The sequence below is a fragment of the Amycolatopsis sp. NPDC004747 genome (assembly GCF_053601335.1).
In genome coordinates this window covers 58,441-78,767 of the sequence record NZ_JBSGBQ010000011.1, presented here as the reverse complement: position 1 = coordinate 78,767, position 20,327 = coordinate 58,441, and the positions used below count along the sequence as shown (strand labels likewise).

The window sequence follows — 20,327 nt, the reverse complement described above, 5'->3', positions numbered from 1 at the left end:
CTGCCTCCCGGGGTGTCCGTATGCTGGTGCCACCGAGCAGGGGGAGAACTTGAGCGACGCCGAACCGTCGTGGCCGGGGACGCCCCGGCCACCGGAACCCGCCTGGGCGCCGGAGCCGAACCCGTGGGGGCCCGGCTGGGCCGCGGCCCCGCCGGTCCCGATCGCGGCACCGCCCAGCCGGCTCTGGGGCGCCGTCACCGGCGTCCTGATCGTCGTGGTGGCCATCTCCCTGATCGCCGCCACCATCCCGCGCCGGGTGGACGGCCGCGCGTTCGCCGCGGAGGGCGCCGACACCGGCCGGGCGTACGGCGGCACCGGCAAGACGCCGAAGGCGGTGCCCGAGCTGGCCCGCAACCCGTTGCTCGGCGAGGGCATCAGCCCCGGGCCCGCCACCTGCACCCTGCCCGACCTCGGCCGGGCGGCCGACCAGCTCAAGGCCTACTACCAGGCGCTCGTCAGCTGCCTGGAACAGTCGTGGCGCCCGGCGCTGGAGAAGGCGAACGAGCCGACGATGACCGTCACCGTGTCGGTGACGCTGCCCGAGCACAGCTCGTGCGGCGCGGCGCCGACGGAGAACGAGGCCGTCGCCTACTACTGCGGCGGCGACAAGACGATCTACGCCCCGACGGACTGGATGCTGTCGGACGCCGGGCTCAACAAGGCCCGGCACATCGCGACGCTCGCCCACGAATACGGCCACCACGTGCAGCGCGAGAGCGGCATCCTGTCCGCGGCGTCGGACAAGATGACCTCGCCGGACGAGACCACCGCGGCCGACAAGGAGGTCGTGCGCCGGATCGAGCTGCAGGCGAACTGCTTCGGCGCGCTGTTCCTGACGGCCGTCGCCGGTTCGGGCTCGATCAGCCGGTCGCTGGCGAACGCCGCGGTCGCCGACTACGGCCGGGCCAACAACAGCGACACCCACGGCTCGCGCGAGCACCAGCTGTCCTGGGCCAAGGCGGGCTACGACGGCAAGACCACCAAGGCGTGCGACACGTGGAGCGCCCCGGCCGGCGAGGTCAGCTGAGCGTCCAGGCGGGGTCGCGGCCGAGGAGGGCGAGGAACCGGTCGAGCCCGCTCGCGCCGGCGGGCACCTCGACGCTGCGGGCGAACGAGCCGTTCTTCTCGCGGCCCTCGTCCGGGATCCGCTCGGCCAGCTTCGTGGCGGTGTACACGGCTTCGGCGTCCGGCTCGTAGGGCAGGTCGAGCGCGCGGGCCAGGTCCCAGCCGTGCGCGACCGTGTCGACCAGGTGCATGTGCGCGGCGATCGCGCCGGGGAAGGTGCCGAAGTGGTTGATGGTCAGCTGCCGCTCCAGCACGGCATCGCCGTCGAAGGCGTCGAGGAAGTCTTCGACGGACGCCCGGTACGCGGCGTAGGCGTCTTCGCCGAGGGAACCGGCGTCCCAGTCCGGCGCCGAGCCTTCCCGGGCCGCCGTCGCGAAGGCGTGGTTCTCGCTGACCTGGTGCCGGAGCAGATCGGCGAGCGTCCAGCCGTCGCACGGGGTGGGGCGGGCGAGGTCGGCCGGTGTCACGCCGGCGACGAGCTCGTCGAGCAGGAGCAGGGTGCGGCGGTCGAGTTCGCGGAGATCCATGCCGGCCACGCTAGGCGGGGAAGCGGACCACGAACAGTGCCAAAACCGCTGTAACCTTCGTGGGCCAATCTAGACTGGTGCCGGTGGAGATCCACATCGACCTGACCGGGACCCGCGGTCACCGCGACGCGATCTACCGGCAGCTCCGCGCGGCGATCCTGGCCGGGGAGATCCGGCCCGGCGAGGCGCTGCCGCCGACCCGCGAGCTCGCGCAGCGGCTGGCGGTCTCCCGGACCACGGTCAGCGCGGCCTACGACCGGCTCACCGCCGAGGGGTTCCTCGCCGGGCGCGTCGGCGCGGGCACGTTCGTCACGGCTTCGGCGGCGGAGCGCCCTTCGCCGGTCCCGGACGGCTCCGGCGTGCGGCCGCTGCCGGAGTGGGACGCCGTCCCGCCGCCGCCCGCGCCCTTCGCCCCGGCACCGGAGTTCGACTTCCGGCCGGGCGTCCCCGACCTCTCGCTGTTCCCGTTCGACACCTGGCGGCGGCTGATCACCCAGCGGCTGCGCGCCGGCCAGGCCGACCTGATGACCTACGGCGACCCGCAGGGCCACGCCGAACTGCGCGGGGAAATCGCCCGGCACGTGGGCCTGTCCCGAGACGTCCGAGCCGGTGCGGCGCAGGTCGTCGTCACCGCCGGTGCCCAGCAGACGACCGACCTCGTCGCGCGGGTGCTCCTGCGGGCCGGTGACCTCGCCGCCGTCGAGGACCCGGGGTACCCGCCGCCGCGGCTGGTGCTCGGCGCGCGCGGGGTGCGGGTCGCGCCGGTGCCGGTGGACGCGTCCGGGATCGTCGTCGGGGCCATCCCGGCGGGCACGCGGCTGGTGTACGTGACGCCGTCGCACCAGTACCCGCTCGGCCTGTCGATGTCGCTGGAGCGGCGGCTGGAACTGCTCGACTGGGCCGAGCGGAACGACGCGGTGCTCGTCGAGGACGACTACGACACCGAGTTCCGCTACACCGGGCGGCCCCTGGAACCGTTGCACAGCCTGGATTCCCGCGGCCGGGTCGTGTACGTCGGCTCGTTCTCGAAGGTGCTCTCGCCGGCGCTGCGGCTGGGGTTCCTCATCGCGCCGCCGTCGCTGGTGCCCGCGTTGGTCAAGGCCCGTTACCTCGCCGACTGGCACGCGCCGAACGTCGAGCAGGCGGCGCTGGCGGCGTTCATGGCCGAAGGCGGCTTCGCCCGGCACGTCCGGCGGATGCGGAAGGTCTACCGCGAACGGCACGAGCTCGTCTCCGCGGTGCTCGCCCGGGACTTCGCGGACTTCCTGACGCCGCTGCCGTCGACGGCAGGCCTGCACCTCAGCGCCCTCGCCGCGGCGGACTGCGGCGGGCTGGTCCGCGCCGCCCGCCGCCGTGGCGTACGGCTGTACTCCTTGGGGGACTTCGGGGTGGGGGAGCGGCGGCCCGGGCTCGTGTTCGGTTACGGTGCGGTCGCGGCCGGGCGGATCGAGCCCGGACTGGCCCGGCTGCGGGCGCTGGCGGACGAAGGAGCGGCATGACCGACGACGTGATGGTGGCGATCGACGCCGGGCTGCGGCAGCACGTCGGCGGCGACCGCGCCGGCGCGTACGCGACCTTCGCCCGGCTGTGGACGTCGATCGGCGAAGACGGCGACCCGCTGCACCGCGTCGCGCTGGCCCACCACATGGCCGACGTCTGCGACGACCCGGCCGAGGAACTCGAGTGGGACCTGCGGGCACTGGCCGCGGCGGATTCGCTGACCGACTCGCGGGCCCGGGAGTACCACGCGTCCCTGGCCGTGCGCGGGTTCTACCCGTCGCTGCACCTGAACCTGGGCGAGGACTACCGCAAGCTCGGCGACCTCCCCGCGGCCCGCGAGCAGCTGGCCCTGGCCCGCGCCCGCCTGGACGCCCTCGCCGACGACGACTACGCGGCCGGGATCCGGCTGGCCCTCGACGGCCTGGCCGAACGGCTCGGCTGAATCGGTACCAATACCACGAAGACGCCCCGTTTGCCGGACTTTCGCGGGGCGCCGACGGGCCCTAACCTGTGGTGATCCAGCTCACCGACGGGAAGGATCGCCATGCGGATTGCGGATCTGCTGCGCACGAAGGGGTCGGCGGTCGCGACGGTCACCCCGGAGACCACGGTGACCACACTGCTGGCCGGACTGGCCGAACACAACGTCGGCGCGATGGTGGTCGTCGCCCCGGACGGATCGATAGCGGGAATCGTGTCGGAGCGCGACGTCGTCCGCCGCCTGAACGAACACGGCCCCGGCCTCCTGGACGGCCCGGTGTCGGAGATCATGACGAAACTGGTGGCGAGCTGCACCCCGGACGATTCGGTGGACCAGCTGTCGGTGCTGATGACGGAGAGGCGCATCCGCCACGTCCCGGTGCTCGCGAACGGACGGCTGGCCGGGATCGTGTCCATCGGGGACGTCGTGAAGAACCGGATGGAACAGCTGGAGCAGAGCCAGGAACAGCTGCAGGCCTACATCTCGCAGGGTTAGTGGCCGGGCCAGCTGTAGGCGTAGCTGAGGGAGAAAGTGCGGTCGACCCAGTCGCCGGCCGGCTCGCCCGCCTCCGGGCGAGCCGGTGCGACCGCGCGCACGGCGTCCAGTTCCGAAGAAAGGTCCTCGGCGGAGCGCAGTTCGCCGTCGCGAAAGGTCAGTTCTCGCACGTCGGTGCACACCCACGCGGGCGGGAAACCCATGCCCGGGTGCGGGCGATCGGCGAACCGGCCCCGCCCGAGCAGCAGGCGCCCGGTGAACTCGGTGGCGACGTTCAGCTTCCCGTAGCGCCAGGCGTGGTCGGAGTCGCTCCACCGCGGCCGGACCCCGTCGAGCGGGGGCGGGACATCCGGGAGGCCGGCCACGAGTTCCCGCAGGACCAGTCGTTCCGCGACCACCGCGTACCGGGCGATGTGGCCGCGCCAGCAGCCGGTGTGGATCGCCTGCACTTCGAGACCGTGGGCGGCGGGGTCGAACAGGCCGGCCCCGTCCACCGCGGTGATCGCGAACCGCCTTCCGCCGAAGCGGACCTCGTCGGATTCTTGAGTCGTCAAGGATTTCCTACTCCCGCCAGCCCGACAGCTCCACGCCCTTCGCGACATCGACCCGGTAGGACAACGTCACGTCCTTTGTCTCCCCGGGCGCCAGCGTCAGCTTCCACGTGAACTCGCCGAGCGCCGAGGTCTCCACCGGCTCCGGCGACGTCTTCACGTCCCGCACCGTGATCGTGTCGTCCCGCGACACCGGTGCCTGGTCCAGCACGGTCACCACCGCGGGCCGCGGGCTGTGGTTGCCGACCGAGATCCGGTACTCGGCCTCGCGCCGCTTCTGGCCGGACAGCATCGCCTTCGAAGCCGTGCGGTTGACCAGTTCCCGCTCGATCCGGATCCGGTCGTCGACCCCCAGGGCCAGCTCCAGCTCCTCCCCGGGCGCCCAGGGTTCGAGCACCGTCGTCCCGACGAATTCGGCGTCGTGGAACACCGAAGCCCGGCCGGGTCGCAACGCGTGCTCCGAGGTGTTCTCCACCGTGGCCCGCAAGTACGCCTCCTCGGCCAGCACCGGCGCCGTGACGTACCCCAGCGAGGCGGTGAGAGCCAGCTGCGCCAATGTGGTCCGGTGGCCGGAAGCCCCCGACGGCACCGCGACCGGCCGCGAAGTCCGGTAGGTGACCGCCGTCGTGCCCTGCTCGACCGCAGCGAGCTTCGGTGCCATGGGTGCCGCCGCCGCGAACCGCGCCATTTGCTCGGGGGCGCCCCCGCTCGCGGCCATGGGCCGGTACGGGCCGCCCGGCTCCGGGAGGACGCGGTCCAGGTACCACGGCTGGAGTTCCGGCACCACCACCGAAACCGCCGGCCGGGCCGTCGACAGCGCCAGCTCGCACTCCGGCCAGTCCTCGCCCGTGTGCTGGTTGACCAGCCCGTACGACACCACGGTGACGTCGGTGCCGCGCACCCGGATGTCGTAGCCCGGTTCCCAGCTCGCCCCGGGGACCACATAGGACAGTTCCAGCTCGGCTTCCGCGGTGGTGTCGGAGATCTCCAGCTCCACGGTCACCGCCGTGCTGTCCCGCCCGGCCCGCGTCCCCTGCGCTTCGATCCGCCGGTCGAGCGCGGCGAGGTCTTCGCGCAGCCGCGCGATCTGCTCGCTCAGCACCCGCCGCGCCTTCAACGCCGAAGCCAGCCGCGAACTCAGCGCGTCGGTGACTTCGGCGACGCGGGACGGTTCGGCGGTGCCGGCCGCGAGGGCCTTCGCGAAGCTGCCCCCGCTGCGCTTTGCCAGCGAAGTCAGCAGATCGACCTTCATCGCTTCGGCGGCTTCGTCGTCCAAGACGCCGTCGAGCGTGGCCTGATCGGCCCGCCGCTGTTCGACGAGCGCCTGCAACGCCGGGTCGGCCGGCTCGGCGTGCCACTCGGTGCGGACGTCGACGCCGGTGATCAGCGCAGGCCCGCTGCCGGTGACGCGCACCGAAGCCGGGTCGAGCGCCGGGGGCAGGCCGGCGAAGGTCAGGCGCGGCCCGCCGTCGAGCGGAGCCTTGCCCCGGCGGGTGATCCGCGCCTGCTGCGGGTAGACGGTCACGGCGGCGATCGGCGCTTCCACGGTCGGCATGCCTCCGACGTTAGTCTCTTGACACCCCCGCGGGCGGAGCGGAAGTGTCTTCAGTCGTCCGCTTCGCCCGGCTTGGGGGTTTGAGTGAAAGCCGCAGTCCTGCTCGCCGCTGTCCTCGCACTGCCGCTGACCGGGGGCATCGCCGAAGCCGCGCCACCGGCGCCGGTGTTCACCGGCGGCCAGGCGCAACCGGTGTTCGACCCCGCCGACGTCGTCCGCGAAGACGTCTGGGTCACCGCGCCCGTCGACAGCGACCACGACGGCCAGGACGACCTCGTGCACGCCCAGGTCGTGCGCCCGCGCGCGACCCAGCAGGGCCTGAAGGTGCCCGTCGTCTACCAGGCCAGCCCGTACTACGCCGGGGGCAACGACGTCGCGAACCACGACGTCGACGTCGAGCTGTCCGCGCCGGGGTACGCCCGCGGCCCGGAAGGCCCGCGCGTCGCCGCGCAGGGCGTCGGCCCGGCCGCCCCGATCACCTGGCGCTACCAGGACTACTTCACCGCGCGCGGGTTCGCCGTCGTCTACGGCGAGTCGCTCGGCTCCGGCCTCTCGACCGGCTGCCCGACCACCGGGGACGTCAACGAGACGATCGGCGCCCGCTCGGTCGTCGACTGGCTCAACGGCCGGACCTCCGCCCGCGACGCGAACGGCGTCGCGGCGAAGGCGGACTGGACGACGGGCAAGACCGGCATGATGGGCGTCTCCTACAACGGGACGCTCCCCAACGCCGTCGCGAGCACCGGCGTCGAAGGCCTCGAGACGATCGTGCCCATCGCGGCCATCTCCAGCTGGTACGAGTACTACCGCAACGACGGCGCCGTCGTCGCGGCCGGCGGGTACCAGGGCGAAGACGCCGACGTGCTCGCCGAATACGTCTACACCCGCGCTGACCGGCAGGTCTGCCGCCCGGTGATCGACGGGCTGACCCGCGACCAGGACCGGGTCACCGGCGACTACACGCCGTTCTGGGACGTCCGCAACTACCGCAACGACGTCGGCAAGGTGCACGCGTCGGTGCTCGCGGTGCACGGCCTCAACGACTGGAACGTCAAGACCGATCAGGTCGCCACCTGGTACGAGGCGCTCAAGGCCCGCGGCGTCGAGCACAAGATCTGGCTGCACCAGTCCGGGCACGCGGACCCGTACTCGCTGCGCCGCGACGTCTGGCTCGCGACGTTGAACAAGTGGATGTCGCACTACCTCTACGGCATCGACAACGGCATCCAGAACGAGCCGAAGGCGACGATCCAGCGCGAGGACAAGTCGTGGGCCGACGAGGCCGACTGGCCGGCGCCGGGCACCGCCGACGTCCGCGTGTACCCGTGGCCGGGCGGCCGGTCGAAGGGCACGATCGATACCCGCAACCCGGTCCCGGGCACCGCGGCCACCGAAACCCTCGCGGACGACTCGTCGAAGACGATCGAGCAGCTGGCCGGCCTCGCCTCCTCCGGCAACCGGCTGCTGTACGCGACTCCGGCGGCGAAGCAGTCCGTACGCCTCTCCGGCACCGCGCACGCCGACTTGGCGCTGGCGTTCGACCGGCCCGCGGCGAACGTCTCGGCGATCCTGCTCGACCGCGCTCCCGACGGCACGTCCCACGTGATCAGCCGCGGCTGGACCGACCCGCAGAACCGCACGTCGCCGGCCCGCACCGAGCCGATCACGCCGGGGCAGACCTACCGGATCGGCGTCGGCCTGATGCCGAAGGACTACGTCCTCGCGGCCGGCCACCGGCTGGAGTTCCTGCTCGCCTCGAGCGACCACGACTACACGCTGCGGCCGAAGCCGGGCGCGGGGCTCGCGCTCGACCTCACGAAGTCGTCGGTCACGCTCCCGGTCACGGGCGGCAAGCCGGCGCTGCGGGCCGCGTTCGGCTGATGCTGCCGGAGCACCTCCGGGCCGACGTCCGCACGCTGTGGGACTACCACCGCCTGCGGCACGAACCGCGGCGGTCGGACGTCGGGATCGGGCTCGGCAGCCGCGATCCCGGCGTGGCGGCGCACGCGGCGGAGCTGTTCCACGCCGGCTGCTTCCCGCTGCTCGTCTTCACCGGCGCCAACGCCCCGACGACGGTCGAGCGCTTCCCGCGCGGCGAAGCGGTCCACTACCGCGAGATCGCCCTCGAGCTGGGGGTGCCGGACGAGGCGATCCTGGTCGAACCCGAGGCCCGCAACACCGGGGAGAACATCGTGTTCACCCGCCGGCTGCTCGCCGAGCGGGGGATCGCGGTCCGGACCGTGACGCTCGTTTCGCGGCCCTACCAGCAGCGCCGGGCGTACGCGACGGCCAAGCGGCTGTGGCCCGAAGCCGACGTCGTCTGCGCGGCGAAGGGCGTCTCGCTGGAGGACTACGTCGACAGCTGTGAGGAGGCTGAGCGCGTCATCGGCATGCTCGTCGGCGAGACGCAGCGGATCACCGAGTACGCCGAGCGGGGCTTCGCGATCCCGCAGCGCGTCCCGCCCGGTGTCGAGCGGGCGTTCGGCAGGCTGGTCGAAGCCGGGTTCACGCAGCGGCTCGTCGCTTTCCGCGGTGAGGGTGACCCGGTGTAACGATTTTCGCAGGTCAGGCGACTAACCGGCGTTCTATCCGCTGCGAGAGGACCCGCCATGACCTCGACCGCCGAGCCCACCTTGGAGAGCCTGCGCACCCAGCTGTCCGGAGCCGTGCTGACCGACGGCGACCCCGGCTACGACACCGCACGGTCGGTCTGGAACGGGGAGATCGACCGGCGCCCCGCGGTGGTGGTGCGGCCCGCCGGGCCCGAGGACGTGGCGAAGGCGCTCGCGTACGCCCGCGAAGCCGGCCTCGACGTCTCGGTGCGCGGCGGCGGGCACAACTTCGGCGGCGCCGCGGTCGTCGACGGTGGCCTCTGCCTCGACCTGAGCTCCCTGAATGCGATCACGGTCGACCCGGAGCACCGGACCGCGCGCTGCGGCGGCGGGACGACCTGGGCGGAACTCGACGCCGCCACGCAGGCGCACGCGCTCGCGGTGCCGGGCGGCACGGTCAGCCACACCGGTGTCGGTGGCCTCACCCTCGGTGGCGGGTTCGGCTGGCTCACCGCCAAGCACGGCCTGTCCTGCGACAACCTGCTCTCGGCCGAGGTCGTCACCGCCGACGGCGAGATCCTGCGCGCGTCGGCCGAGGAGCACGCCGACCTGTTCTGGGCGCTGCGCGGCGGCGGTGGCAACTTCGGCGTCGTCACCGAGTTCGAGTTCCGGCTGCACCCGGTCGGCCCGATCGTCCACGTGGGACTGTTCTTCTGGGGGCTCGAGGACGGCGTGGCCGCGCTGCGCCAGGCTCGCGAAGTGCTCGAGACGCTGCCCGACGACATGGGCGTGCTCGTCGCCGGGCTCAACGCGCCGCCCGCGCCGTTCGTGCCCGAAGCCCACCACTTCCGGCCCGGCTACGCACTGGTGATCGCCGGATTCGCGGGGGAGGAGCAGCACGCCGAGGCGATCCGGCCGGCGCGGTCGGGGCCGGCACCGCTGTTCGAGTTCGTCTCGCCGATGCCGTACGTCGAACTGCAGAAGATGATCGACGGCGCCGCGCCGTGGGGCATCCTCGGCTACGAAAAGGCGGCCTTCGCCGACGGGTTCACCGACGAGGTCATCGACGTGATCGCGGACTTCCTGCCGCGCAAGAGCTCGCCGATGTCGATCATGCCGGTCTTCGCGCTGCGCGGGGCGTTCGCGGCCGCCGACGACGGTACGGCGTTCGGCGGGACCCGGCGGACCTGCCTGGCCGTGAACATCGCCGCGATCGCCCCCGAGCCGGAGCCGTTCGCGGCCGACCGGGCCTGGGTGCGGGAGTTCTGGGCGGCGCTGGCGCCGCTGTCGGACAACGCGGGCGGCTACGTCAACTTCATGGCCGAGTACGAGGCCGACCGCGTCCGGACGTCGTACGGCCCCGAAAAGTACGAGCGGCTGGCCCGGATCAAGGCGGTGTACGACCCGCGGAACGTCTTCCACCACAACGCGAACATCCCGCCCGCGACCTGACCGGTCAGCCGGCGATGCCCGCCCGGTAGGCGAACGCGACCGCCTGCGCGCGGTCGCGCAGCCCGGCCTTGGCGAACAGGTGGTTCACGTGGGTCTTCACGGTCGCCTCGCTGACCACCAGGGTGCGGGCGATCTCGGTGTTCGACAGGCCCGCCGCGATCAGCCGGAGCACCTCGACTTCGCGGGCGGTCAGCCCTTCGACCTCCGCGACCCGTGGCGGGGTGCTGCGGGCGGCGGCTTCGACGAGCCGCCGCTGCAGCTCCCCGTCCACTGTGGACTGACCGGCGGCGGCCGAGCGCAGCGCCCGCGCGATGGACTCGGCGTCGGCGTCCTTGGTCAGGAACCCGCGGGCGCCGGCCCGCAGCGCGGCCAGCAGCGACTCGTCGTCGGCGTAGGTGGTGAGCACGACGACCTCGGTGCCCGGGTGCTCGGCGCGGATCCGCTCGGTGGTCGCCACCCCGTCGCAGCGCGGCATCCGCAGGTCCACCAGCACGACGTCGGGGTGGTGCGCGGCGACGAGGTCGAGCGCGGCCAGGCCGTCGGCGGCGGCGCCGACCACCTCGACGCCGGGCAGCAGCCCGAGCAGCGTGACCAGGCCTTCCCGGACCACCGCCTGGTCGTCGGCCAGCACGACACGCAGCGTCACGCCGGCACCGTCAGGTGAATCCGCCATCCGTCCTCCCCCGGGCCGCTCTCCAGGCGACCGTCGAGCAGCGCGACCCGTTCGCCCATCCCGCGCAAACCGTAGCCTGCGGCCGGCGCGTCCGGCGGGCGCCTGCCCTGCCGGTCGGTGACGGTCAGCTCCACCGATCCGTCGGTGTAGCCGAGCGTGACGTCCACCGCGGCGTGCGCGGCGTGCTTGCGGGTGTTGGCCAGCGCCTCCTGCACCGCGCGGACCAGCGCGGTGCCGACCGCCGGGGCCAGCGCACGCGGCTCGCCTTCGACCGCGAGGTCCGCGCGGGCGCCGCTGTCGAGCCGGTAGGCGGCGAGGAGGTCCGCGATCGCGCGTTCGACACCGACGGCGTCCTCGCGCAGCGCGGCGACGGCCTTCCGGGCTTCGGCGAGGCCTTCCGCGGCCAGCGTCTGCGCCCGTTCGATCTGGGCGACGGCGTCCGGGCTCGCCCCGTCGCGCACCAGCATCAGCCGCGCGCCCTGCAGGTTCAGCGCCAGCCCGGCGAGCGAATGCGCCAGGACGTCGTGCAGCTCGCGGGCGATGCGGGCGCGTTCGGCGAGTGCGGCCGCGCGGGCGTGCTCCTCGTTGGCGGTCTGCGCGCGGGCCAGCGCCAGTTCGGTCTGCTCGAGGCGGGCGAGGCGGGCCCGCCGGTTCAGGCCCATCAGCACCACCACCGCGAGGACGGCGTACGTCGACAGGGCGCCTTGCCACACGTGGTAGCGGACGGCCCCGAGGGTGACCGCCACGACGTCGAGCCCGACCGCCAGCACGATCGGCGCCCTGGACTGCCGCAGCACGACGAAGAACGTGGTGCTGAACATCGCCACCGACACCCAGCTGCTCGGCAGGAGCACCCAGAGCGCGCCGGTGGTGGCAATCACGCCGAGGGGCAGCGCGGTCGTCAGCGGCCGGACGCGGGCCTCGTGGATCCACAGCAGCGGGATCGACAGCGCCAGGGTGAGCCCGATCAGGATCCAGGCGCGCAGGTCCGCGCGGGGCATGGCGGAAACCATCGGCACCGCGACGAGCGCCCAGCGCAACCAGCCCTGGGCGCGGGGCAACGCGGCCGGTCGGGTCGTCATTTCGGCAGTCCTCCGCGGGTGCTTGTACGGAAAATGTACCGACGGGGACTTCCCTTCGTGGAGTCAAGTTGTCCCGTTTGTACAGGAGGTTCCCCCATGTCCAGGTTGCGACGGCTCGCCCTGCTCGCCGCCGCCGCGGCGCTGCCCGCGCTCGGCCTCACCCTCGCCGGCCAGGCGACCGCCTCGGCCGCGCCCAACTTCCAGGTGCCCTTCAAGTGCGGGGTCACCGTGACCGCCGCGACGTACGACGATCACAACCCGCAGTACTCCGTGGACTTCCAGAAGGACGGCATCACCGGCATGCCGGTGCTCGCGGCGGCGTCCGGCACCGTCACCCGCGTGGAGGACAAGGGCTCCACCAGCTACGGCAAGTGGATCGAGGTCGACCACGGCGGCGGCTGGAGGACCCGGTACGCGCACCTGTCGCTGCAGGAAGTCTCCGTCGGCGCTTCCGTGGCCGGTGGCAAGGAAATCGGCAAGGCCGGCGCGACCGGCGGCGTCACCGGGCCGCACCTGCACTTCGAGGAGAGCCTCAACGGCATCGTGCAGAAGGCGAAGCTGAACGGCGTCGCCGTGCCGTACTACGGCAAGACGGGCTTCACGAGCAAGAACGGCTGCGGCGGCAACCCGTACTCGGCCGACGAGGTGTGCGGCGACGGCTTCGACGTCGTGGACCAGCAGGCGCTGGCCAACTCCTCGGGCACGGCCTACCTGCTGTACAACGCGTCCACCAAGGCGAACTGCGTGACCACGCTGAAGGCCATCTCGCTCGGCACGGCCAGCGACGTCTCGGCGTTCCTCGAAGTCCAGGGTTCGGCCCGGGTGACCGATTCCGGCAGCTTCACCTACTACGCCGGACCGGTCAAGAAGACCGCGGATTCGACCTGCGTGAAGTGGGGCGGCTCGGTGGGCGCCAACAGCTACGAGAGCGGGTTCGAGCACTGCGGCTGAGCCGGGTTCCGCTGTCCCCGAAGGTGATCGGGAGCCGGCCGGTGGGGGCCGGGCAGCATAGCCCGCCCCACCGACAGGAACCACCCGCCCGGCCGCCGCCGGGCGGATTCCGTCCACATCGGCCCCCGCCATCCACAGATTTCGGGCCACCGGCCCATCCGGCCCCGTTCTGCCCCACAGTGGAGGCATGACCACAACCACCCCGGCCGACCTCCGGAACCCGGCGCAGCTGCTGGCGGCGCTCCCGTACCTGATCGGCTTCCGGCCCGCGAAGTCCGTAGTCCTGCTCGGCCACCGGTACCCAGGCGACTGCCCGGGCCTGGTCCTGCGCGGAAACCTGCCCCACCGCGAACACCGGGCCCGCCAAGCCCGGGCCATGGCAGGCAAGTTCGCCGCGCGCGGCCACGTCGGCGTCACCCTGGTGATCGTCGGCGGGCGGCGAAGACCGGGAAAGCCGCCGCCCCACGCGAGTTTCATCGAAGACCTGGTGCGGGAGCTGGGGGAGTCCGGCCTCCCGGTCCTGCACGCGCTGTGGACGCCCGCCATCAAGACGGGCGCCCCGTGGGCGTGCTACCGCAGCGAAGAATGTGCGGGCGAGCTGCCGGACCTGCGCGCAACGGTCGCGGCGGCGGCCGCGACGGAGTGCGGAACGGTGGCGTTCGAAAGCCGCGAGGAGCTGGAAGCACTGCTGGCCCCGAGGTCGCCGGAAGCACTGGCCCGCCGCGCGGATCGCTTGTCCGGCTTGAGATCCTCCCCATGGCCGGAGGCAACGCGCGTCAACGACGCGGCCTCGGCGGTCCGCGCGGCGTTCGAGCGCCATCGCCGAGGCGAAGGGCCATTGACGGACGAGGAAGCGGTCCTGCTGGCAAGCGCGTTGAAGCTGCCCGAAATCCGCGACCTGTGCTTGGCAATGGCCGTCCCCCCGGCGACGGCCCAGGCCCGGGAGGCGGAGCACCTCTGGCTGACATTGGTCCGCGAAATCCCACCCCCGCACAGAGCGGAACCGGCGGCCCTCCTGGGCTTCACGGCCTACCTCCGCGGAGACGGAGCATTCGCGGGAATGGCACTGGACAACGCTTTGGAGGCGGCACCGGGCCACGTGCTGGCATCGCTGTTGAGAAGGGTCCTGAACACCGGAACACCCCCAGAGGTAATCCACGGCCTGGCCGCGGCGGCAGCGGGCCCGTTGGCGGGCTTCGGCCTGGAGCCCGCGGATTTCGACGTAGGCAAGGTGGCCTGACGAGCCCTGCCGCCCGCACCCGCCGGCTTTCCGCGCCAGTGTCCACTAAGGACAGCGGGTGCTCGGCTCATCCGGGGCCGGTGCGGGAAACCCCGGCGCCCTTGCCGCCGGCGGCAGAGGCGCGGAGGCGGTTGGCTGTTCGCGTGCCCGGTTCCGGCTGCTGCGAGTTCCGGCGGATCCGCCGACGCGCCGCGGCTACCGTCGGCGGTTGGGAGTGCCGCGAGCTCGCGGTGCACACGGGCCGGGGCGTCGAGGCTGCTAGCTCACACGCCTGGCCGGGTAGCGGCGGGCGTGAGCCTGAGCGCGGCGGCAGCGAACTCTTCACGCGCCCGATCGCCGTCGGCTGCGAGTACCGGTTGCTCGTCCGCCCCTCGTGGGGCCGCTGTCGGTGGCCGGGAGTGTCGAGGGTTGGCTGCGTGTGCGAGCTGGGCGCCGGGGCGACTGGCTCTTCACCCCCCCAGTCGCCCGCGGCCACGAGTGCCGAAGAAGCGGCCGCACCGCGCAGAGCCACTACCTGCCGTCAGGCCCCACCCACCGCGGCCGGCACCGAACAACAGGCGGACCGGCGGCCCGGGCCCTCAAGAGCCCAACCGCCGCCGGCCCACCCCGTCAATCAGCCCCGCCGCGACTGCGTGAACTCCCAAGCGTCCCGAACAATCCCGGCCAGCTCGGTCCGCTCCGGCTTCCACCCGAGCTCCTCACGAGCCCGGTCACTGGCGGCCACGAGCACCGAAGGGTCACCCGCCCGCCGCGGCGCGACCGCCGCCGGCACCGGGTGGCCGGTCACCTCGCGACAGGCCTCGATCACCTCGAGAACGGAGAACCCCGTGCCATTGCCCAGGTTGTAGATCCGGTGCTCGCCCGCGGTGGCGTGCTTCAGCGCCAGCAGGTGCGCGTCCGCGAGGTCCACGACGTGGATGTAGTCGCGCACCGCCGTGTGGTCCGGCGTCGGGTAGTCGTCGCCGTAGATCTGGATGCGGTCGCGGTCGCCCGAAGCGACCTGCAGAACGAGAGGAATCAAATGGGTTTCCGTGGTGTGGCGCTCGCCGAAGGCGCCGTACGCGCCCGCGACGTTGAAGTAGCGCAGGCTCACCGCCGCCAGGCCGTGCGCGCCGGCGAAGCTGGTGATCGCCGCGTCGATGGCGAGCTTCGTGGCGCCGTAGGTGTTGGTCGGGCGCGTCGGCGCCGTCTCCGGGATCGGCGACTGCTCCGGCTCGCCGTAGGTCGCCGCCGTCGAGGAGAACACCAGCCGGGGCGTGCCGTGCTCCTGCATGGCCTCGAGCAGCCGCAGCGAGGTGACGACGTTGCCTTCCCAGTACTTCGCCGGCTCCGTCATCGACTCGCCCACCAGCGACTTCGCCGCGAAGTGCAGCACGCCGTCGAAGCCCTCGCGCAGCAGGCTGCCCGCCACTTCGGCGGCGTCGCCTTCGATGAACCGCGCGTCCGGGTGGACGGCGTCGGCGTGCCCGGTGGACAGGTCGTCGACGACGGTGACCTGATGCCCGGCTTCGACCAGCCGCGCGGCGCACACACTTCCGACGTACCCGGCTCCGCCCGTCACGACCAGCTTCAGGGCGTTGCTCTGCTCCGACACATCCAGGCCTTCCTGCCGAGGGTGACTGTGGGCCACAGTCTTCCCCCTAGCCGACGCGCGGGTCCGCGCGGGGGTTGCCCCGGGCGGACCCGCGCGGCCTCAGAGCTCGTCGCGGCCGGCGCCGCGCGAAGGCACGGCGGTGAACATCCGCGGCCGCCGGTAGCCGGCCTTCTCGTACGCCGCCTCGACAGCGTCCTTGACCCGCTCCAGGTCGGCGTCGCGGACCAGCGCGATCGCCGAGCCGCCGAAGCCGCCGCCGGTCATCCGCGAGCCGAGCGCGCCGGCCGCGCGCGCCGAGTCGACCGCGAGGTCCAGCTCGGGCGTGGAGATCCGGTAGTCGTCGCGCATGCTGACGTGCGAGGCGTCCAGGTACGACCCGATCTCGGCCAGGCGCCCGGCGCGCAGCAGCTCGACCGTCTCGAGCACCCGCTGGTTTTCGGTGACGACGTGCCGCACCAGCGGCACGAGGTCCGCGGGCAGCCGGTCGAGGGCGTCGGAGAGACCTTCGGGGGTGATGTCGCGCAGCGCCTTCACCTCGAGCAGCTCCGCCGCCCGCTCGGTGCCGCGGCGGCGCTCGCCGTACCCGCCTTCGGCGTGCGAGTGCTTCGTGCGGGTGTCCATGATCAGCACCTGCAGCCCGGCCTCGGCGAGGCCGAACGGCACCTGCTCCTGCTCGCCCGACCGCACGTCGAGGAACAGCACGTGGGACTCGGTGCAGCAGAGGGAGGCCGTCTGGTCGAGCAGGCCGGTGGGCGCGCCGACGAAATCGTTCTCCGACCGCTGCACCCACCGCGCGACCTGGGGCCGCGTCGGGACGTCGGCGCGGCTGCCGTCCAGTTCCAGACCGGCCAGCCCGAGCAGCGCCAGGGACACCGCGCACTCGAGCGCGTGGGAGGAGGAGAGGCCCGCCCCGGACGGCACGTCCCCGGCGATCACCAGGTCGGCCCCGTTCGCGAAGCCCTGGTCGCGCAGCACCCAGGCGACGCCCGCCGGGTACGCGGCCCACCCGTCGACGCTGCCCGGCGCCAGGTCGGCGATCTTGAGCTCGCCGGAGCGCTGGAGCTGGCCGTCGTCGCCCAGGGTGGCCACGGACAGCACGCCGTCCTCGCGGGGCGAAGCCGCCGCGGCGAGCCGGTGGGGCAGGGCGAACGGCAGCACGAAGCCGTCGTTGTAGTCGGTGTGTTCGCCGATCAGGTTGACGCGGCCGGGCGCCGACCAGACGCCGGCCGGCGCCGTGCCGTGGATCGTGCGGAACGCCGCCACGGCGTCCGAAGCGGGGCTCATCGGGCCTGTGCCAGGACGGCGTGCAGCGCGGAGCTGGCGACCTGGGCGGTGGTGTCCCCGCCGGTGACCTCGATGGTGCCGCCGTTGGCCTTGCCGACGGTGACCGTGCCGCCGGGCACGATGCCGACGGACTTGAGCTCGGTCATCAGCGACTCGTCCAGCTGGACGTGCTCGGCGATGCGCCGGATCTCGACGCGGCCGCCGCCGGTGCGGGCGAACTCGTCGAGCCGGACCAGGTCGGCCTCCGCGGGCGGCGCGGGGTCGCCGTCGCCCAGCTTGTCCAGGCCGGGGATCGGGTTGCCGTACGGGGAGGTGGTCGGGTGGTCGAGCAGCTTGACCAGCTTGCGCTCGACGGCCTCGCTCATCACGTGCTCCCACCGGCACGCCTCGTTGTGCACGTGCTCCCACTCGAGCCCGATCACGTCGACGAGGAGGCGTTCGGCGAGGCGGTGCTTGCGCATCACGGCGATGGCCAGTTCCCGGCCGTGGTCGGTCAGCTGGAGGTGCCGGTCGTCGGCGACCACGACCAGCCCGTCGCGCTCCATCCGGGCGACGGTCTGGCTCACGGTCGGGCCGCTCTGCTGCAGGCGCTCGGCGATGCGGGCGCGCAGCGGAACGACACCTTCTTCTTCGAGCTCGTAAATCGTACGCAAGTACATCTCGGTGGTGTCGATGAGATCGTTCACGCTGTCCCCTTCGTCCGCGTTGCTCATCGTAGTCGTTGACCCGGGCAGCGGCGGCGGGCCTCGGGAGTAACAACTCGCCGGTGGGAGATATGTCCGCACCCCGGCGCGGCCGGGTGGCCGGCGGCTGGAAGATGGGAGGCATGCGTCCGCTGATCAGCACCACCGACCTCGCCGCTGCGCTGGCCGGCCCGCCCGGTGACCGTCCCGTGGTCCTCGACGTCCGCTGGCGGCTCGCCGGTCCGCCGGGTGCCGAGTCCTACCGAGAGGGCCACCTGCCCGGCGCGGTGTTCACCGACCTGGACAGCGTGCTCGCCGGCAAGCCGGGCGAGGGCGGCCGCCACCCGTTGCCTGACCCGGCCGACCTGCAGCGCGACCTGCGCGCGGCGGGCGTACGGACGGGCGTCCCGGTGGTGGCCTACGACGACGCGGACGGCTCGGTGGCGGCGAGGGCGTGGTGGCTCCTGCGCTGGGCGGGCCACGAAGAGGTGGCGGTCCTCGACGGCGGTTACGCAGCGTGGACGGCCGAGGGGCAGCCGGTGAGCAAGGACGAGGTGCACCCGGAGCCGGGTGACATCACGGTCCATCCGGGAGCCATGCCGGTCCTGGACGCGGACGAAGCAGCGGCCCTGGCCCGCGACGGCCTGCTCTTGGACGCCCGCGCAACCCCGCGCTACGCGGGCGAGACGGAGCCGGTGGACCCCCGCGCGGGCCACATCCCGGGAGCGGTGAACGCCCCGTTCTCGGCCCACCTCGGAGAGGACGGCCGCTGGCGGCCACCGGCCGAGCTGGCGGAGAGGTTCGCGAACCTGGGCCTGCGCCCGGGCGAGCCGGTGGCGGCGTACTGCGGTTCCGGGGTGACGGCCAGTTCGGTGGTCCTGGCCCTGGAGCTGGCGGGCCACCCGGGCGCGGGCCTGTACGCGGGTTCGTGGTCCCACTGGTCCCGAGACCCACAGCGCCCGGCAGCGACGGGCAACATCCCCGGCTGAGCCAGGCCGGGTCGGACGGGAGGGGGCGGCCTGAGCTGCGGTCGCCTGTTCCCCGGCCGGGGAACAGACGCTCGGCCGAGTCGGCAGCGCTCGGCCGAGTCGGCTCGGGCCACCCCGGCTTGGGGCCGCGGTCGCTCATAACGAGCCGGGCCGAGCCCGGCCGAGCCGAGCCCGGCCGAGCCGAGCCGGGGCGAGCCGGGCCGCGCGTGGCTGGCCGAGCCCGGCCGAGCCGAGCCCGGCCGAGCCGAGCCGGGGCGAGCCGGGCCGCGCATGGCTGGCCGAGTCCAGCCGAGCCGAGCCGGCCCGACCTGACCTGAAGCGGCCCCGCTGCGCCAGGTCGAGGCGGGCCGACCCGGGCTGGGCCGAGCCGGCCGGCCCAACCCGCACCCAGCCCCAACCCGCACCCAGCCCCAACCCGCACCCAGCCCAGCTCAGCCGCCTTCCACTCCACGGATCCCCTCGATCGGCACTAGAGTCGACCGCATGTCGCCGGTCGTTGTTTGGGATCGTGCCCTTCTCGGTTATGACCTGGGCGGGGATCATCCCTTCAATCCCGTCCGGCTGGAGCTCACCGTCCGGCTGGCCACCGAGCTCGGCGTCCTTCAAGACGTCCCCCTGCTCGTCCCCACCGGGGCCGGGGACGAAGAGCTCCTGCGGATCCACGCCCCCGAATACCTCGCCGCCGTGCGGGAGGCTCCTCTCGTCGGGTGGGACGTCGGGCATGGGCTCGGGACCTCCGACAACCCCGTCTTCCCCGACATGCACGACGCCTCCGCGCTCGTCGTCGGCTCCACGCTGCTCGCCGCCCGGAAGGTCGCCGAGGGTGAAGTGAACCGGGCCGTCAACATCGCCGGGGGGCTGCACCACGCCATGCCGGACCGGGCCGCCGGTTTCTGCGTCTACAACGACTGCGCCGTCGCCATCTCCTGGCTGCTCGACCACGGCTTCGACCGCATCGCCTACATCGACACCGACGTCCACCACGGCGACGGCGTGCAGACCGCCTTCTACGACGACCCCCGCGTCCTCACCATCTCGATGCACCAGCACCCCTTCACGCTCTGGCCCGGCACCGGCTACTCCGCCGAGACCGGCCGCGGGAAGGCCGACGGCACGTCCGTCAACGTGCCGCTGCCGCCGCGCACGAAGGACCCCGGGTGGCTGCGGGCCTTCAACGCCGTCGTCCCGTCCCTCCTCGCCGACTTCGAACCGCAGCTGCTGTTCACCCAGTGCGGGGTCGACTCGCACGAAGAAGACCCCCTGGCCGACCTCTCCCTCTCCGTCGACGGCCACCGCACCATCTACGCCACCCTCCGCGACCTCGCCGAGACCTACGCCGGCGGCAAGTGGATCGCCGTCGGCGGCGGGGGCTACCAGCTGATCCGGGTCGTTCCGCGGTCCTGGACGCACCTGCTCGCCACCGTCCTCGACCGGGACGTCGACCCGGCGACGCCGCTGCCGCCCGGCTGGCGGGAAACCGTCACCAAGGCCGCGCCGCACGCCGAGCTCCCGCAGACCATGTCCGACGACCGCGACACCGGGTTCAAGCCGTGGGGCGACGGCGAGGACGACCCGGTCGACATCGCCGTCCGGGACACCCGCCGGGCCGTCTTCCCGCTGCACGGCCTCGACCCGGACGACCCCAGGGACTGA

19 protein-coding genes are annotated in these 20,327 nt (G+C 73.1%); 11 read left to right on the top strand and 8 right to left on the bottom strand.

Annotated features, from left to right (window positions below):
- Positions 1 to 49 precede the first annotated feature (49 nt).
- A complete protein-coding gene (locus ACWEGE_RS19400) occupies positions 50 to 1,027 on the top strand; it encodes a neutral zinc metallopeptidase (RefSeq protein WP_449661831.1) in 978 nt (325 codons plus the stop codon).
- On the opposite strand, the gene ACWEGE_RS19395 is transcribed toward ACWEGE_RS19400, so the two are convergent.
- Positions 1,020 to 1,592 carry a TIGR03086 family metal-binding protein gene (locus ACWEGE_RS19395; RefSeq protein WP_449661830.1) on the bottom strand — a complete coding sequence of 191 codons (573 nt, stop codon included), beginning with the start codon at positions 1,590 to 1,592 and terminating at the stop codon, positions 1,020 to 1,022. The two genes, ACWEGE_RS19400 and ACWEGE_RS19395, sit on opposite strands and share 8 nt — an antisense overlap.
- Positions 1,593 to 1,675: 83 nt before the next feature.
- Here ACWEGE_RS19395 and pdxR point away from each other — a divergent pair, with 83 nt between their 5' ends.
- The 3 genes from pdxR (at position 1,676) to ACWEGE_RS19380 (ending at position 4,068) form a co-directional block, all read left to right on the top strand.
- Positions 1,676 to 3,091: a MocR-like pyridoxine biosynthesis transcription factor PdxR gene (gene pdxR / locus ACWEGE_RS19390; RefSeq protein ID WP_449661829.1), complete on the top strand. Its 1,416-nt coding sequence runs from the start codon at positions 1,676 to 1,678 to the stop codon at positions 3,089 to 3,091.
- Positions 3,088 to 3,534, top strand: coding sequence for a hypothetical protein (locus ACWEGE_RS19385; protein WP_449661828.1), 447 nt, complete (start codon positions 3,088 to 3,090; stop codon positions 3,532 to 3,534). Before pdxR ends, ACWEGE_RS19385 begins: the two co-directional genes overlap by 4 nt.
- Before the next feature lie 102 nt (positions 3,535 to 3,636).
- On the top strand, positions 3,637 to 4,068 hold the full coding sequence (locus tag ACWEGE_RS19380) for a CBS domain-containing protein (protein WP_449661827.1): 432 nt from the start codon (positions 3,637 to 3,639) through the stop codon (positions 4,066 to 4,068).
- On the opposite strand, the gene ACWEGE_RS19375 is transcribed toward ACWEGE_RS19380, so the two are convergent.
- Both ACWEGE_RS19375 and ACWEGE_RS19370 read right to left on the bottom strand, forming a co-directional pair.
- A complete protein-coding gene (locus tag ACWEGE_RS19375) occupies positions 4,065 to 4,622 on the bottom strand; it encodes a hypothetical protein (protein ID WP_449661826.1) in 558 nt (185 codons plus the stop codon). The two genes, ACWEGE_RS19380 and ACWEGE_RS19375, sit on opposite strands and share 4 nt — an antisense overlap.
- Before the next feature lie 7 nt (positions 4,623 to 4,629).
- Positions 4,630 to 6,174 (bottom strand): mucoidy inhibitor MuiA family protein, encoded by a 1,545-nt coding sequence (locus ACWEGE_RS19370; protein ID WP_449661825.1) that lies wholly within the window; start codon positions 6,172 to 6,174, stop codon positions 4,630 to 4,632.
- A gap of 84 nt (positions 6,175 to 6,258) precedes the next feature.
- Here ACWEGE_RS19370 and ACWEGE_RS19365 point away from each other — a divergent pair, with 84 nt between their 5' ends.
- From ACWEGE_RS19365 to ACWEGE_RS19355, 3 genes are read left to right on the top strand one after another with little or no spacing between them, the layout of a single operon-like run.
- Complete coding sequence (locus ACWEGE_RS19365) at positions 6,259 to 8,055, top strand: Xaa-Pro dipeptidyl-peptidase (protein WP_449661824.1); 1,797 nt, start codon at positions 6,259 to 6,261, stop codon at positions 8,053 to 8,055.
- Positions 8,055 to 8,726 carry a YdcF family protein gene (locus ACWEGE_RS19360; protein ID WP_449661823.1) on the top strand — a complete coding sequence of 224 codons (672 nt, stop codon included), beginning with the start codon at positions 8,055 to 8,057 and terminating at the stop codon, positions 8,724 to 8,726. Before ACWEGE_RS19365 ends, ACWEGE_RS19360 begins: the two co-directional genes overlap by 1 nt.
- Positions 8,727 to 8,783: 57 nt before the next feature.
- Complete coding sequence (locus ACWEGE_RS19355; RefSeq protein ID WP_449661822.1) at positions 8,784 to 10,178, top strand: FAD-binding oxidoreductase; 1,395 nt, start codon at positions 8,784 to 8,786, stop codon at positions 10,176 to 10,178.
- A gap of 4 nt (positions 10,179 to 10,182) precedes the next feature.
- Here the strand turns inward: ACWEGE_RS19355 and ACWEGE_RS19350 are convergent, their stop codons facing one another.
- Together ACWEGE_RS19350 and ACWEGE_RS19345 are read right to left on the bottom strand one after the other, a co-directional pair.
- Entirely contained in the window at positions 10,183 to 10,824 is a 642-nt protein-coding gene (locus tag ACWEGE_RS19350; protein WP_449661821.1) for a response regulator, read from the bottom strand.
- The gene (locus ACWEGE_RS19345; protein WP_449661820.1) at positions 10,821 to 11,933 is read right to left on the bottom strand and encodes a sensor histidine kinase; all 1,113 of its coding nucleotides are present in this window, start codon (positions 11,931 to 11,933) and stop codon (positions 10,821 to 10,823) included. Before ACWEGE_RS19345 ends, ACWEGE_RS19350 begins: the two co-directional genes overlap by 4 nt.
- Positions 11,934 to 12,029: 96 nt before the next feature.
- Between ACWEGE_RS19345 and ACWEGE_RS19340 the strand changes: the two genes are divergently transcribed.
- Both ACWEGE_RS19340 and ACWEGE_RS19335 read left to right on the top strand, forming a co-directional pair.
- Positions 12,030 to 12,884 carry a M23 family metallopeptidase gene (locus ACWEGE_RS19340; protein ID WP_449661819.1) on the top strand — a complete coding sequence of 285 codons (855 nt, stop codon included), beginning with the start codon at positions 12,030 to 12,032 and terminating at the stop codon, positions 12,882 to 12,884.
- Between the two features lie 187 nt (positions 12,885 to 13,071).
- Positions 13,072 to 14,124 (top strand): DUF4192 domain-containing protein, encoded by a 1,053-nt coding sequence (locus ACWEGE_RS19335; RefSeq protein WP_449661818.1) that lies wholly within the window; start codon positions 13,072 to 13,074, stop codon positions 14,122 to 14,124.
- Positions 14,125 to 14,737: 613 nt separating this feature from the next.
- Here the strand turns inward: ACWEGE_RS19335 and galE are convergent.
- The 3 genes from galE to ACWEGE_RS19320 all read right to left on the bottom strand — a co-directional run bounded on the left by galE (position 14,738) and on the right by ACWEGE_RS19320 (position 17,715).
- Positions 14,738 to 15,718 (bottom strand): UDP-glucose 4-epimerase GalE, encoded by a 981-nt coding sequence (galE, locus tag ACWEGE_RS19330; protein WP_449661817.1) that lies wholly within the window; start codon positions 15,716 to 15,718, stop codon positions 14,738 to 14,740.
- A gap of 99 nt (positions 15,719 to 15,817) precedes the next feature.
- A complete protein-coding gene (galK, locus tag ACWEGE_RS19325) occupies positions 15,818 to 17,002 on the bottom strand; it encodes a galactokinase (protein ID WP_449661816.1) in 1,185 nt (394 codons plus the stop codon).
- Positions 16,999 to 17,715 (bottom strand): metal-dependent transcriptional regulator, encoded by a 717-nt coding sequence (locus ACWEGE_RS19320; RefSeq protein WP_020644897.1) that lies wholly within the window; start codon positions 17,713 to 17,715, stop codon positions 16,999 to 17,001. The genes galK and ACWEGE_RS19320 overlap by 4 nt, the downstream gene beginning before the upstream one ends.
- 113 nt (positions 17,716 to 17,828) lie before the next feature.
- Between ACWEGE_RS19320 and ACWEGE_RS19315 the strand changes: the two genes are divergently transcribed.
- Positions 17,829 to 18,674, top strand: coding sequence for a sulfurtransferase (locus tag ACWEGE_RS19315; protein WP_449661815.1), 846 nt, complete (start codon positions 17,829 to 17,831; stop codon positions 18,672 to 18,674).
- Positions 18,675 to 19,157: 483 nt separating this feature from the next.
- The gene (locus ACWEGE_RS19310) at positions 19,158 to 20,327 is read left to right on the top strand and encodes an acetoin utilization protein AcuC (RefSeq protein ID WP_449661814.1); all 1,170 of its coding nucleotides are present in this window, start codon (positions 19,158 to 19,160) and stop codon (positions 20,325 to 20,327) included.